General features: G+C 75.9%; 13 protein-coding genes. 7 read left to right on the top strand and 6 right to left on the bottom strand.

Going from position 1 to position 12,196, the window contains the following annotated elements:
* The first annotated feature begins 8 nt into the window (after nt 1-8).
* Nucleotides 9-431, top strand: coding sequence for an SRPBCC family protein (locus ACIQBJ_RS00210; RefSeq protein WP_400700871.1), 423 nt, complete (start codon nt 9-11; stop codon nt 429-431).
* A 24-nt stretch (nt 432-455) separates the two neighbouring features.
* Here the strand turns inward: ACIQBJ_RS00210 and ACIQBJ_RS00205 are convergent, their stop codons facing one another.
* Nucleotides 456-1,163 carry a TetR/AcrR family transcriptional regulator C-terminal domain-containing protein gene (locus ACIQBJ_RS00205; RefSeq protein ID WP_400700868.1) on the bottom strand — a complete coding sequence of 236 codons (708 nt, stop codon included), beginning with the start codon at nt 1,161-1,163 and terminating at the stop codon, nt 456-458.
* Between the two features lie 124 nt (nt 1,164-1,287).
* Here ACIQBJ_RS00205 and ACIQBJ_RS00200 point away from each other — a divergent pair, with 124 nt between their 5' ends.
* Nucleotides 1,288-2,829, top strand: a complete 1,542-nt coding sequence (locus ACIQBJ_RS00200) for an FAD-dependent monooxygenase (protein WP_400700865.1) — start codon at nt 1,288-1,290, stop codon at nt 2,827-2,829.
* 55 nt (nt 2,830-2,884) lie between these two features.
* Nucleotides 2,885-3,235: a hypothetical protein gene (locus tag ACIQBJ_RS00195; protein ID WP_400700862.1), complete on the top strand. Its 351-nt coding sequence runs from the start codon at nt 2,885-2,887 to the stop codon at nt 3,233-3,235.
* A gap of 64 nt (nt 3,236-3,299) precedes the next feature.
* Here the strand turns inward: ACIQBJ_RS00195 and ACIQBJ_RS00190 are convergent, their stop codons facing one another.
* A complete protein-coding gene (locus ACIQBJ_RS00190; RefSeq protein WP_400700859.1) occupies nt 3,300-4,988 on the bottom strand; it encodes a glycoside hydrolase family 13 protein in 1,689 nt (562 codons plus the stop codon).
* A 305-nt stretch (nt 4,989-5,293) separates the two neighbouring features.
* Between ACIQBJ_RS00190 and ACIQBJ_RS00185 the strand changes: the two genes are divergently transcribed.
* Nucleotides 5,294-5,797: a PadR family transcriptional regulator gene (locus ACIQBJ_RS00185; RefSeq protein WP_400700856.1), complete on the top strand. Its 504-nt coding sequence runs from the start codon at nt 5,294-5,296 to the stop codon at nt 5,795-5,797.
* A gap of 65 nt (nt 5,798-5,862) precedes the next feature.
* Here the strand turns inward: ACIQBJ_RS00185 and ACIQBJ_RS00180 are convergent, their stop codons facing one another.
* Both ACIQBJ_RS00180 and ACIQBJ_RS00175 read right to left on the bottom strand, forming a co-directional pair.
* The gene (locus tag ACIQBJ_RS00180) at nt 5,863-6,627 is read right to left on the bottom strand and encodes a TetR/AcrR family transcriptional regulator (protein WP_400700853.1); all 765 of its coding nucleotides are present in this window, start codon (nt 6,625-6,627) and stop codon (nt 5,863-5,865) included.
* Between the two features lie 187 nt (nt 6,628-6,814).
* On the bottom strand, nt 6,815-8,395 hold the full coding sequence (locus ACIQBJ_RS00175; protein ID WP_400700850.1) for an MFS transporter: 1,581 nt from the start codon (nt 8,393-8,395) through the stop codon (nt 6,815-6,817).
* A 193-nt stretch (nt 8,396-8,588) separates the two neighbouring features.
* Between ACIQBJ_RS00175 and ACIQBJ_RS00170 the strand changes: the two genes are divergently transcribed.
* From ACIQBJ_RS00170 to ACIQBJ_RS00160, 3 genes are all read left to right on the top strand, one after another.
* Nucleotides 8,589-8,870 carry a DUF1905 domain-containing protein gene (locus ACIQBJ_RS00170; RefSeq protein ID WP_400700847.1) on the top strand — a complete coding sequence of 94 codons (282 nt, stop codon included), beginning with the start codon at nt 8,589-8,591 and terminating at the stop codon, nt 8,868-8,870.
* Nucleotides 8,864-9,442, top strand: coding sequence for a GNAT family N-acetyltransferase (locus ACIQBJ_RS00165; protein WP_400700844.1), 579 nt, complete (start codon nt 8,864-8,866; stop codon nt 9,440-9,442). The genes ACIQBJ_RS00170 and ACIQBJ_RS00165 overlap by 7 nt, the downstream gene beginning before the upstream one ends.
* A 136-nt stretch (nt 9,443-9,578) precedes the next feature.
* Entirely contained in the window at nt 9,579-10,247 is a 669-nt protein-coding gene (locus ACIQBJ_RS00160; protein WP_400700841.1) for a DUF6193 family natural product biosynthesis protein, read from the top strand.
* Between the two features lie 34 nt (nt 10,248-10,281).
* Here the strand turns inward: ACIQBJ_RS00160 and ACIQBJ_RS00155 are convergent, their stop codons facing one another.
* A complete protein-coding gene (locus ACIQBJ_RS00155) occupies nt 10,282-10,599 on the bottom strand; it encodes a hypothetical protein (RefSeq protein WP_400700838.1) in 318 nt (105 codons plus the stop codon).
* 661 nt (nt 10,600-11,260) lie between these two features.
* On the bottom strand, nt 11,261-11,830 hold the full coding sequence (locus tag ACIQBJ_RS00150) for a GNAT family N-acetyltransferase (protein WP_400700835.1): 570 nt from the start codon (nt 11,828-11,830) through the stop codon (nt 11,261-11,263).
* Nucleotides 11,831-12,196 lie beyond the last annotated feature (366 nt).

The raw sequence follows: 12,196 nt of genomic DNA, 5'->3' as shown, positions 1-12,196 counted from the left end.
ATCGGCGGGTGACCGAGTTCCGGATCGTGCAGGCCGTCCCGCTGGACGTCGAGGAGACGTGGCGGCGGGTCACCGACTGGCCCCGGCACGGCGCCTCGGTGCCGTTCACCCGGCTCGACGTGGACGCGGACGGACGGCGCCTGGTGGCCCGCACGGGCATCGGCCGGTTCGGGTTCGACGACGTGATGGACGTCGTGCGGTGGGAGCCGCCGCGGGACGGCGGCCCCGGCCGCTGCCGGCTCGTCAAGCGCGGCCGGGCGGTGACGGGTTGGGCCGAGATCGAGGTCCGGCCGCTGCGCGACGGGACCGGGTCCGCGGTGCGCTGGCGCGAGGACCTGCGGTTCGGCCCGCTGCCCGCGCTGCTCGACCGCCCGACCGCGTGGGTCGGGCGGATCGTGTTCCGGCAGGCGCTGCGGGCGCTGCTGCGCTGAGCCGGGGCACCGAGCCGGGCCTGCTCAACGGGCGGTGCGGGTGGCGAGGCCGTCCAGGACGCAGGCCAGGCCGAAGGCGAACTCGGCCTCCGGGTCCGGCTCGTCGGTCTCGGCGATCCGGCGGGCGATCAGCGGGTGCTCGCCCGCCGCGATGACCTGCCGGACGTACGGGCCGACGCTGTGCTGCCACTGCTCCTCGGTCAGGCCGGTGCGGCGCTCGGCGCTCCGGGCGGCCTGCTGGGTCGCCACCGAGCCGAGCACGTACGCGCGCACCACGCCGAGCGCCCGCGAGGCCGCCGCGATGTCGGGCGTCAGCGTGACGGCCGCGCGCAGCGCCGACTCGGAGCGGCGCAGCGCGTGCGGGCCGAGCGAGGGACGCCCCGTCAACTCGCCCTCCAGCAGCCACGGGTGGGCCAGCAGGCTCGCGCGCAGCGCGTGCGCGACCGCGGCCAGGTTGGCGCGCCAGTCCGCGCCGGGCTCGGGGAGCGGGTGCTCGCCCTGCGCCGCGTCGACCATCAGGTCCAGCAGTTCGTCGCGGTTGGTGAGGTAGCGGTAGAGGGTGGCCGTCCCCGACCCGAGGTCGCCCGCGACCCGGCGCATCGACACCGCGGCCAGCCCCTCCGCGTCGGCGACGGCCAGCGCGGCGGCCACGTACTGGTCCACCCCCGGCGCCCGCCGGGCCGGTTCGGGACGCGGCCTGCTCCACACCAGGGGCGGAGTGGGGTCGGTCATGGGGCGGTTCCTTTCCTCGTTGCCCGCCATCCTAGCTTCTGGATACGCTGTAGCCATGACGGAAACGCTGTATCCAGAAGGATCGCCGCCCCGGTCGGGACCGAAGACCGGGGCGAGGGAGCAGGTGCCGGTGCTGGTGGTCGGCGGCGGGAGCGTCGGACTGCTCGCCGCCGCGCTGCTCGCCCACCACGGCCTGCCCCCCGTGCTGGTCGAACGCCGCCCCGGCCCCTCGGTCCACCCGCGCGCCACCGGCATCGGCGCGCGCAGCGTCGAGATCCTCCGCGAACTCGGCCTCGACGCCTCCGTCGACGCCACCGCCGTCGACCTCCGCGGCGGCGCGGGCAAGGCCGCGGCTCGCACCGTCGTCGAACTCGGCGCGGGCGACGTGACGGCCGTGCCGATGCCCGCCCCGCCCGCCGACGCCGACGACCCCGCCCCGTTCCGGCTGCGCGGCGTCTGCGCCCAGGACCGCCTGGACGCCGTGGTCGCCGCCCACCTGGCCCGCCGGGGCGCCGACCTGCGCTGGTCCACCCGGCTGACCGGCCTCGCCCAGGACACCGACGGCGTCGACGTCGAACTGACCGGCCCCGACGGCCGCCGACTGCTGCGCTGCGCGCACCTGGTCGCCGCCGACGGTGCGCAGAGCACCGTCCGGGCCGCGCTCGGCGTCGGCACCTCCGGGCCGGGCGACCTCGGCGGCACCAAGGTCAACATCCTGTTCCGCGCCGACCTCCGCCCCCACCTGCGCGGCACCTCCTTCGCCACCTGCACCCTCACCGTGCCCGGCGCGTCCGGCCTGCTGGTGACCATCGACGGCGCCCGGGACTGGGTCTTCCACGTCGCCTGCGACACCGGGCGCGGCGAACGCCCCGAGGACTTCACCCCGGAGCGCTGCGCCGCCCTGGTCCGCACGGCCGTCGGCGACCCGGAACTCGACGTCGAGGTGCGCAGCGTCCTCCCGTGGCGGCCCCGCAGCGCGCTCGCCGAGCGCTTCACCGCCGGCCGGGTCCACCTGGTCGGCGACGCCGCGCACACCGTGGCGCCGATCGGCGCGTTCGGCCTCAACACCGGCCTCGCCGACGCCCACAACCTGGCCTGGAAACTCGCCGCCGTGCACCGCGGCGAGGCCGGGCCCGGACTGCTCGACAGCTACGCCCGGGAACGCGAACCGGTCGCCGCGGCGACCGTGCACCAGGCGCTGCTCCGCTTCGCCGACCCGGGCCTGCACTGGGGACGCGGCCCGGAGGCCGACGCGGCCCGGGCGGCCGCGGGCGCGTGGGCCCCGCCCGTCGTGCACCTCGGGCAGCGCTACGACTCGGCCGCCGTCCTCGACCCGCGCCCGCAACTCCCCTCCACGGTGGACCTGGCGGCGGTCCTGGACGGCACCCCCGGCTCCCGCGTCCCGCACGCCCGGGTCGACGGCACCTCCACCCTCGACCTGGTCGCCGCCCGCTGGACCCTGCTCACCGGCCCCGCCGACACCCCCTGGCACCCCGCCGCCACCACCCTCGGCCTCCCCGCCCACCGGGTCCGCGCCCCCTGGCTCCCCGCCACCGGCGCCCTCCTGGTCCGCCCCGACGCGATCGTCGCCCTCCGCGCCGAGACCCCGCCCCCGGACCCGACCCGCTTCCTCACCGAAGCCCTCGACCACCTGCTCGCCCGGTAGCCCCGGCAGCCCCGGTAGCCGACCGGATGTCGGGAGCGGCACCTACCCTCCGGGGATGGGCCACGACATCCACATCACCCGCCGCCGCCACCACTGGTTCGACCCGGAGGGGCCGGAGATCGGGTTCGAGGAGTGGCGGGCCGCCGTGGCCGCCGACCCGGTACTGGAGCTGGTCGCGTACGGCGAGGGCGAGCAGACCGAGTGGTGGGCCGAGCTGTTCGACCCCGACCGGGGCTACCGGGAAGGCATGTGGTGGCGGGACGGGAAAGCCTCCGTCAAACACCCGAGCCGCCGCTTCCGGGCCAGGATGCACGCGGTCGCGCAGGCCCTGGGCGCGCGCGTGCAGGGCGACGACTGCGAGTACTACGACGAGAACGGCGACCAGATCGGCCCGGACGAGGACTGACGACACGCCGCAGCCCTCCCCCGGCAGGAGAACGGGGGAGGGCTGCGGCGGTGCTGACGGTGGGTCAGCGGCGGGGCTGGATCCACCAGGCCGTGGTGGCCGGGGGGAGGGTGTCGGGCGGGCAGGGGCCGGAGGCGAGGAGGGGGGTGCCGGTGACGGGGGCCGGGGCGGGGACGGTGCCGAAGTTGGTGGCGACCAGGAGGCCGTCGCCGCGGGTGAAGGCGAGGACGTTCGGCGGGGTCTCCAGCCAGCGCAGCGTGCCCTCGCCGAGCTGGGGGAGCAGCCGGCGCAGGTGCAGCGCCTCGCGGTACAGGTGGTACGGCGAGGTCTGGTCGGCCAGCGCCCGCTCCGCCGTGTGCCGGGCGAAGGAGGCCGGCTGCGGCAGCCAGGTCGGGGCCGAACCCTCCGGGCTGAACCCGTACGGGGCGCGGCTGCCCGCCCACGGCAGCGGGACGCGGCAGCCGTCCCGGATGCCCTTGCGGCTGCCCGTCCGGTGGAAGATCGGGTCGGTGATCACCTCGTCCGGCAGGTCGTCGACCTCCGGCAGCCCCAACTCCTCGCCCTGGTACAGGTAGGCCGCGCCCGGCAGCGACAGCATCAGCAGCGCCGCCGCCCGGGCCCGCTCGGGGCTGCCGAACCGGGTCGTGGTGCGGACCTGGTCGTGGTTGTTCAGCACCCAGGTGACGGTGGAGCCGGTCGCGGTGATGTCGCGCACCGCCGCGTCGATCACCTGGTGGAAGTGCCCGGCGTCCCACGGCGCGTGCAGCAGGTGGAAGAAGAACGCCTGGTGCAGCTCGTCCCCGCGCACGTACTTGGCCTGCTCGGCGGGCGTCGGCACGGACGCCTCGCCGACCAGCAGCCGCTGCCGCCCGTCGCGGACCGTGTACTCCTCGCAGATCGCCCGCCAGGACCGCCAGATCCCGTGCACCTCCGGCTGGTTCCAGGCCAGCGGGTTGACCGAGTCGCGGGTCCGCTCGTCGGCCTCCGGGTCGGGCGAGTCCGGCAGTTCGGGATGCTTGTACAGGCCCGCCGCGACGTCGATCCGGAAACCGTCCACGCCCCGGTCCAGCCAGAACCGCAGCACCTTCTCGAACTCGGCGGGCACCTCCGGGTTGCGCCAGTTCAGGTCCGGCTGCTCCGGGGTGAACATGTGCAGGTACCACTGGCCGGGCGTGCCGTCCGGCTCGGTGACCCGGCTCCAGGCCGGGCCGCCGAACATCGCCCGCCAGTTGTTGGGCGGCAGCTCGCCGTCCGCGCCCCGGCCGTCGGCGAAGTGGAACCGGGCCCGCTCGGCGGACCCCGGGGCGGCGGTCAGCGCCTCCAGGAACCACGGGTGCTCGGCCGAGCAGTGGTTGGGCACGGTGTCCAGCACCAGGCGCAGCCCCAGCTTGCGGCAGTCCTCGACCAGCAGGTCGAAGTCCTCCAGGGTGCCGAACATCGGGTCGACGCCCTTGTAGTCCGCCACGTCGTAGCCGTGGTCGTGCTGCGGCGACGGGTAGAACGGGTTCAGCCACACCCCGTCCACGCCGAGCCGCTTCAGGTACGGCAGCCGGGCCCGGACGCCCGGCAGGTCGCCGATCCCGTCGCCGTTCGAGTCCTGGAAGCTGCGCACGTACACCTGGTAGATCACCGCGTCGCGCCACCAGAGCGCGTCGGCGGCGGGCGGTGCCGCCTGTTCCTCCGGGAGCGGGTGCTCGGCGGGAAGGACGGTGGAGGAGCGCGGCGGATCGCCGGGGACGACGGACGTGATCATGCGTCACCTTCACGGGAGCGCGCGAGGGAGGTCGCGCTGACAGGCACGGGCCCCGCCTGACATACCGTCAGTTCCTCGGGGATACCTAGATGTTAGGTATAGGCCAAACTGTGTGTCCAGGAGCCTGCCGGTGGAGATGTCACCTTCTGGGGCTCAGGGTGCCATCAGCCGGGACGAATCCGGGCGAATAAGTGGGAGCGCACCGGGGTAGACCAACGCCCAGGAGCGCCGCCCGGCGTACGACCGATGATGCCCGACCGCGCAGTGCGCTCCCCCGCCACCCCCCTCGAAGGAGGCACCCCGGAGTGCGGCTACCGCTGCTCGCTCTGCTCGCCACCGGCCCCGCGCACGGCTACCAGCTCCGGCGCGCCCTGGAGTCCGCGTTCGGCCCCGGCTACCCCCGGACCAACGACGGTCAGGTCTACATCACGCTCGGCCGGCTGGAGAAGTCCGGCCTGATCGAGGGCCAGGAGGTCGCCCAGGACCGGCGGCCCGCGAAGCGGGTCTTCGCGCTGACCGAGGACGGCCGCCGCGAACTTGCCGCCTGGTTCGCCCGGCCCTCCGAGGGCGGCAAGGTCCGGGAGGACTTCTTCCTCAAACTGGTGCTCGGCCCGCACACCCGGCTGGCCGAGCCGCGCGCCCTCATCGACCTCCAGCGCTCGCACTGCCTGGCCGCGCTCCGCGGCCTGCACGCCAGCGCCGACGGCTCCGCCCAGCACGGCGTGTCGCGGCTGCTGATCGAGGGCGAGGTGCTGCACCTGAAGGCCGAACTCGACTGGCTGGAGCGCTGCCAGCAGGAGTTCACCTGACCGGGGGCCGCCCCCGGTGCGCGTGACGCCCGCCCCGCCCGCCGAACCCACCGTGCCCACCGCGCTCACGGTGCCGGGGCGGCCGTCATGCCGGCCAGCAGCCAGTCCAGGGCGCGGTGGAACTCCCGTTCGCGGCGCGCCAGGTCGGCCTCCTGAGGGCGCTCCACCAGGGCGCCCGAGTCGGCGATCTCCGGGATCTCCAGCACCGCCTCGGTGATCTCCGTCATCAACCCCTCCACCGTGGTGCCCGCCGCCGTGGCCTTCTCCTCCCAGTTCACCTCCGTGACCGTGAACCCGTAGGTGTACTGGAAGACCGCGGACAGCGCCGCCGTCGCGTCCTGCGGCGACAGCGGGGAGGCGTGCGCCACCTCCACCGCCCGGGCCGAGAAGCGCACCGAGTTCGGGCCGATGTTCAGGTAGTTCGCGTAGACCCGGACCGCCCACGGGTGCGCCAGCATCGCCGCCCGCCACGCCACCGCCAGCGCCCGCAACCCCGCCTGCCAAGACGCGCCGTCACCCGCCTCCGGCAGCACCATCTCGCCCGCCACCACGTCCAGCGCCAGCTCCAGCAGGTCGTCCTTGTCGCTGACGTACCAGTACAGCGACATCGGCGTCACGTCGAGCCGCGCCGCCAGCGCCCGCATCGAGAACCGCGCCTCGCCCTGCTCGTCCAGCAGCCGCACCGCCGCCGCGACCACCACGTCCCGGTCCAGGGCGCCCGCGCCGCCGGCCGCGCCGTCCCGCGCCGCCCGCGGGGAGCGGCGGCCGCGGACGGGCGGCGGGGCGAGCCACACGCTCTTCTTGATCTGTGAGGCGCGCTCGGCGGACACGCTGCTCCAATCCTCGGGTCGGGCGGGGGTGCGCAGGGGGCGCGGGGGGCGGGGGCACGGGGGCACGGGGGTGCGGGAGTGCGGGAGTGCAGGGACGGGGGTCGACGGGGTCGACGGTGCGGCACCACCGTACGGCCCCGGGCCCGCGCGGTGTGCGCGGGCCCGGGGCGACCGGTCGGACGGTTCGTCAGGAGGAGGTGGCCGGTTCCGCCGTCCGGCCCCCGGGCTGCTCGCCGGGGGCGGCATCGACGGTGGCATCGGCGGTGGCGTCGGTGTCGGGCGCGGTGGTGGGCCGGTCGGCGCGGTGGAGCAGGGCCGCCGAGAGCAGGCCGCCGAGCAGGACGGCCGCCGCGCCGATCAGCTGGCTGGCCGTCAGGCCGTGCGCGAACGCGCTCCGGACCGCCTGCGCCGCCCCCGCCGGGGCCGCGGCCAGCGCCTCCGGCAGCGACTTCGCCGCCTCGGCCGGCACGCCGTCCGGCAGGCCCGCGACGAAGCGGGAGCCGAGCACCGCGCCCAGCACCGCCACGCCCAGGCCGCCGCCGAACTCGGTGACGGTGCCCTGCACGCCGGCGCCCGCGCCCGCCCGCTCCGGCGGGATCGCGCCCATCACGGCCGAGGCCATCGCCGGGTTGGCCACCGCGATGCCCGCGCCCATCAGCAGCAGGCCGGCCAGCAGCCCGCCGTACCCGCCCGAACCCCACTCGGCGATCACCGCCAGGCCGCCCGCCAGCAGCGTCATGCCGACCGCGACCGCCCCCGCGAAGCCGAGCTTCGGCAGCAGCCGGGCCCCGACGCCCGTCAGGTTCAGCACCACGATCACCAGGGCCAGCGGCGACATCCGCAGGCCGGCCTCCAGCGGGTCGTAGCCGAGCACCAGCTGCAGGTACTGCGTGAGCAGGAACAGCGAACCCGCCATGCCGAAGGCGACCAGGACGCCGCCCGCGACCGCGCCGTTGAAGCGCCGATTGCGGAAGAAGGCCATGTCCAGCATCGGGGTCGGGGTGCGCAGCTCCCAGGCCACGAAGGCGGCCAGCGCCGCCAGGCCCACCGCCCCCGCCACCAGCACCCGGCCGGAGCTCCAGCCGCCCGCCGGGCCGGAGATGATCGCGAACACCACGCCGACCATGCCGATGGTGGACAGCACCGCGCCCGGCACGTCCGGCCGCCGACCCGCCGGGTCCTTGGTCTCCGGCAGCAGGCGGGTCACCGCGAACAGCCCGAGCAGCGCCACCGGGACGTTGATCAGGAAGATCGAGCCCCACCAGAAGTGCGCCAGCAGCACCCCGCCGAGCAGCGGGCCGCCCGCGAAGCCGAGCGAGCTGACGGCCCCCCAGATCCCGATCGCCTTCGGCACCTCGGGCCCCTGGAACACCTGCATCACCACGGCCAGCGTGGTCGTCATCAGCAGCGCGCCGCCGACGCCCATCCCGGCCCGGGCCGCGATCAGCTGCCCCGAGGACTGGGCGAACGCCGCCGTCGCCGACCCCAGCCCGAACAGGGCCAGACCCAGCAGCAGGGCCCGCTTGCGCCCGTACCGGTCGGCCAGGCTCCCGGCCGTCAGCAGCAGGCCCGACTGCACCAGGGCGTACGCGTTGATCATCCACTGGACGTCGGCCGTGCCCGCGCCCAGATCCTCCGTCAGCGAGGGGACGGCCACGTTCAGCACGGTGTTGTCGAGCAGCACCACCAGGGTGGCCAGGCACACCACCGCCAGGATCACCCAGCGGCGGGGGTGGGGGGCGCTCGGTGGAACGACGGGGTGTGACAAAGGGACTCCTCGGACAGGACGGCGCGACCGGCCGGTCGGCCGTTCGTTCTACACCGTAGAGGAGTACTTCTACGGTGTACAACGAATTTCCGGCGGCAGTTCCGCGGGCCCGTTGAGACCCGTTGAGGCCGGGTGGGCCGGGGCGGGCGGGCCGGGGCGGGGCCGTGGTGGGGCGGGAGGATGATGGGGGGTCATGGAGATCACCTTCAGCGCCCGGCTGATCGAGTGGCGGGGCCCGTCGCCGTACTACTTCCTGCCGCTGCCCGCCGAGGAGGCCGACGACGTCCGCGAGCACGCCGCCCGCACCAGCTACGGCTGGGGCGTCGTCCCGGTCCGGGGGGTGATCGGCGGCACCGCCTTCACCACCTCGCTCATCCCGCGGGACGGCACCTTCCTGCTCCCCGTCAAGAACGCCGTCCGCACGCCGCTCGGGCTCGCCCCCGGCGACGAGGTCACCGTGAGCCTCGGATGCTGAGCGGCGCGGGCGAGGGGATCGAACAGCCCTGGGGGCGGGTCGAGTTGGTGCCGCTGCGGGCCGAGCACGCGCCCGCCGTGCTGGCCTTCGAACGGGCGAACCGCGCCTACTTCGCGGCCTCGATCACCGACCGGGGCGACGCGTTCTTCGCCCACTACGCCGACCGGCACCGGGCCCTGCTGGACGAGCAGCGGGCCGGTATCAGCGCCTTCCACCTGGTCCTCGCCGAGGACGGCTCGGTGCTCGGCCGGTTCAACCTGATGGACCTGGTCGACGGCACGGCGACTCTCGGCTACCGGGTCGCCCGGCGCGCCGCCGGGCGCGGCCTGGCCACCGCGACCGTCCGCGAGCTGTGCCGCCTGGCGCCCGGCCGCTACGGCCTGACCACGCTGCGGGCGGCCGTCGCCGAGGGCAACGCCGCCTCCCGGCGGGTGCTGGCCAAGGCGGGCTTCGTCCTCCTCGGCCCCGCCGACCCGGCCGAGATCGGCGGGGAGACGGGAAGTTGGTACGTGTGTGACCTGATGGCGGAAGCCGCGGACACGGTGGGCGCGGTGGGACGCGACGAGAACTGAGCGGGGCGGGTGGCCGGTCGGCCGGGCGGAGTCCGGGCGGAGTCCGGGCGGAGGAGGGGCGTCCGATCGGCCGTGGCCGCCGATGCCGCGCGGCGGCATACTGGCGGGCGTGCGTGACGGGGGCGGTGGCGGTGGTGTGACTCTCGGGGAGAGCCTGGGGCGTGCGGCCGAGGGCCTCGGGGTCGTTCTGCCCGCGTCGGAAGCGGGGCGGGGCGGCACGGCGGCGTACGCCGACGCGGGGCGCGGCCGCCGGGTGGTGGTGCATCCGGTCGACGAGGAGCGTCGGGCCTGGTGGGTGCACCTGCAGAGGGACGGCCTGCGGGTGGCCGGCGGCCGGACCGCCGACCTGGCCGAGGTGGTCGGGGCGGTGCTGGCCTGGACGGGTGGAGCGGGGCTGGAGGAGACCGAGCGGCACGCCCCGTGCATCGGGTTCCGCCCCTGGGCCCTCGCGCACGAGCGGGAGCCGCTCGGTGTCGTCGAGTTGGAGTGGTGCCGCAGGCTCGACGGCGTCCACCTGCCGCCGATGAACCGCTTCCCGCGCGTGCACGCGCTGCTGGCGGCGGCGTACGCCCAGCCGGTGCTCCGTCGGCTGATGCCGGTGACCAGCCACTTCAACCTGTGGTTCTCCACCAGCAGCACGGCGAACCGGAGCACGACGAGAGTCGGGCCCATGGTCCGGCCGCACGACGAGGGGTACTACGGGGTGCGGGACCGGAGCGAGTTGCTCGCGCGTTTCGAGACGCCGGAGGAGGCCGTCGCCTTCGTGGTGGCCGTCCTGCCGGAAGGGGTCGGTCCGGCGCGTTGAAGCGGTGTCCGGGCGGGCCGGGGCCGGGCAGGGGCTACAGCACGGTGCCGGCGATCCGGGCGGCCATGCGGAGGCGGCCCTGGACGGTGCGGGCGGTCTCCCGGGTGACGGGGTCGGGGTGGTCGAGCAGCAGGGCGAGGAGTTCCGCCGCCGCGGCGGCCACCGGTACCGGGACCTCGACGGTGCGCAGTTGCAGGAGCCGGTCGGCGGCGCGGCGGCCCGCGGCGGCGGGGGCGGCGGGCGCGGGGACGGCCGCGGGCGGGGCCTCGGGAGCCGGGGCGGCCGCGCTGCCGGTCGGGACCAGGGCGTTCAGCCCGATGCCGAGCACCCGGGCGTAGGAAGAAGAGCTCACGCACCGTCAACCGCCCCGCGTCCGTTCAGGTCACGGCCGCCGCCGGGGTCGGGGGCGCGCGGTGTGCGGGAGCCGCCGGGGCTCGGGGCCCGGGCGTCCGGTGAACTCCCTCACCCCGGGCGGGCGTTCCTGGCGGCGGCCCGGAGGAGCGCGGGGCGGACGTGTGGGTGGGCGGACGAGTGGGCGGGCGGACGAGTGGGCGGGCGGACGTGCGGGCGGACGTGCGGGCGGACGTGCGGGTGGACGGGAACGCCGGGGCGTGCGCATCGCCTTCGTCCTGGTGGGCCTGCCGCCGGTCCTCCTCGGAGCCTTCGAGGAGCGGGCCGCCTGCCGGAGGGCGGCGGCGGCACGGCGAAGCGGGCCTCCGGCACCTGCGCGTCGTGCGCGGGACGGGCCCGGCCCGGGAGTACGGGGTCGACACGTTCCCCCGTCGGCAGGTGGCGTCCGGTGCCGCCGTCGGCCTGGGGGTCCGGAAGGGGCCGGTGGTCCGGACCGTCCTCGGCGGGCACGGGGTGGGCGTCCCGCGCCTGTCCCGGCAGGGGCGGCCCTGGCGGCCGGGACGGGCGTGGTGCTGCTCGTGCCGGTCCGGTGGCCCTTTCCGGTGGCGCCGGGCCCGTCGTTGCGGCCCGGCGGCGGTCCGGTGCCTGCGTACGTCCTTCGGTCAGGGCGCGGTGTCGGCGGGGGTGTGGTGGGCACGCGGGGCGGAGTGCCAGCGGATCTCGCCGTCGACCAGGGTGTCGGTCGGGGTCAGGCCGAGGGCGCGGGCCACGGCCGCGGAGGCGTGGTGCTCGGGGTGGACGTGGGCGATCAGGTCGGTGACGCCCTGGGCGCGCAGCCAGGCTGCCACGGCGCGGGCTGCCTCCTTGGCGTGGCCGTGGCCCTGGTGGGCGGTGCCCACCACCCAGGCGAGTTCGGCGGTCGGGGCCGCCGGGTGGGGGAGGGGGCGTTCGAGGGTGGCCTGGACGGTGCCGACCAGGACGCCGTCGGAGGTGCGGCGGAGCATCCAGTTGAGCCAGCCCTGCGAGCCGTCGGGGGAGTGGCCGACGGCCTGGCGGCGGTAGGCGTCGGCGAGTTCCGCCGGGGTGCGGGGCGTGCCGCCGGTGAAGGCGTGCAACTGCGGGTCGGCGAACAGGGGGTGGGCCTCCGCCGCGTGCTCGACCCGGAGGGGTTCGAGGCGGAGCGCGGCGGTGCTGATCTCGGCGGCGACGGGCCACTCGGTGGGTGCGGGCATCCGGGGAGCCTAGTACGGCGACGGGACCGTGACAGCCACCGGGACCGTGACGGTCACCGGGTCCGTGACGACCGGTGGGTTCGGCGGGTCGGGGCAGCGGCCGGGCGGCGGTCGTCCGGGTGGGGAAGGACAGGCTGGGGTGTGTCGGGCGACAGGTTTTCGCCGCTCTTCGTCAGGGGTTCGGGGAGTGGTCCGGGAGATCGTCGACGGCGGGCCGACAGTGCCCTGACGAACCGTCAACTTCCTTGTCAACAAGGCCAGTTGGGGATTGTTGAGTCAGGGTCGGTTTTCGGTCGTTGCGGGGGGCCGGCCGGGGGTCGGCGATCCGGGGAGTGCGGGTGCGGCCTGCGGGAAGGCCGGTGCGGG

This window comes from Kitasatospora sp. NPDC088391 (assembly GCF_044753345.1).
Lineage (GTDB): Bacteria > Actinomycetota > Actinomycetes > Streptomycetales > Streptomycetaceae > Kitasatospora.
The sequence above is the reverse complement of the archived record's forward strand: the minus strand, read 5'-3'. Positions and strand labels throughout refer to the sequence as shown.

Coding starts and splice junctions, on each gene's coding strand:
- ACIQBJ_RS00150 (WP_400700835.1), bottom strand. CDS start 11,830: ATGCCCGCACCCACCGAGTGGCCCGTCGCCGCCGAGATCAGCACCGCC.
- ACIQBJ_RS00190 (WP_400700859.1), bottom strand. CDS start 4,988: ATGATCACGTCCGTCGTCCCCGGCGATCCGCCGCGCTCCTCCACCGTC.
- ACIQBJ_RS00205 (WP_400700868.1), bottom strand. CDS start 1,163: ATGACCGACCCCACTCCGCCCCTGGTGTGGAGCAGGCCGCGTCCCGAA.
- ACIQBJ_RS00170 (WP_400700847.1), top strand. CDS start 8,589: ATGGAGATCACCTTCAGCGCCCGGCTGATCGAGTGGCGGGGCCCGTCG.
- ACIQBJ_RS00195 (WP_400700862.1), top strand. CDS start 2,885: ATGGGCCACGACATCCACATCACCCGCCGCCGCCACCACTGGTTCGAC.
- ACIQBJ_RS00165 (WP_400700844.1), top strand. CDS start 8,864: ATGCTGAGCGGCGCGGGCGAGGGGATCGAACAGCCCTGGGGGCGGGTC.